The organism is Rhodobacter sp. TJ_12 (assembly GCF_020023995.1).
Lineage (GTDB): Bacteria > Pseudomonadota > Alphaproteobacteria > Rhodobacterales > Rhodobacteraceae > Rhodobacter.
This window is the reverse complement of sequence record NZ_NRRD01000081.1, coordinates 1-496: the sequence shown is the minus strand read 5'-3', so window position 1 is coordinate 496 and position 496 is coordinate 1. Positions and strand designations below refer to the sequence as shown.

Below are 496 nucleotides of genomic sequence, written 5' to 3'. Positions count from 1 at the left end.
GGCCGAGCAGCGTGGCCTGCGGGCGATCATTGCCGGCGCCGGCGGCGCGGCGCATCTGCCCGGCATGCTCGCCGCGCAGACCATCGTGCCGGTGCTCGGCGTCCCGGTGCAGTCGAAGGCCCTCAACGGCCTCGATTCGCTGCTTTCCATCGTGCAGATGCCGGCCGGTGTGCCCACGGCGACTTTCGCCATCGGCACCGCCGGGGCGCGCAACGCCGCGCTGTTCGCCGTGGCCATGCTGGCCCGCGAGGAGCCCCGCTACGCTGAAGCCCTGAGGGCGTTCCGTGCCCAACAGGCCGAGCGTGTCTACGGGGAGGAACTCTCGTGAGCGGCCCGGCGCCGATCCTCCCCGGTGCAGCCATCGGGATCCTCGGCGCCGGTCAGCTCGGGCGCATGCTCGCCATGGCGGCGCGCCGCTCGGGCTACCGGGTGCACGTCATCGCCCCCGGCGCCGGGCAGGCGCCGGCCGGGCAGGTGGCGGATCGGGTGCACGATG

At 74.6% G+C, this 496-nt stretch carries 1 protein-coding gene and 1 pseudogene; both read left to right on the top strand.

All coding sequences use genetic code 11. The features are described 5' to 3' along the window. Positions 1–328, top strand: a 328-nt coding sequence (locus CKO11_RS17280) for an AIR carboxylase family protein (RefSeq protein ID WP_223641544.1), incomplete at its 5' end; no start/stop codon positions are given. Continuing rightward, a pseudogene (locus CKO11_RS17645) lies at positions 325–496 on the top strand (hypothetical protein); the annotation flags it as partial. The gene CKO11_RS17280 and the pseudogene CKO11_RS17645, both read left to right, overlap by 4 nt.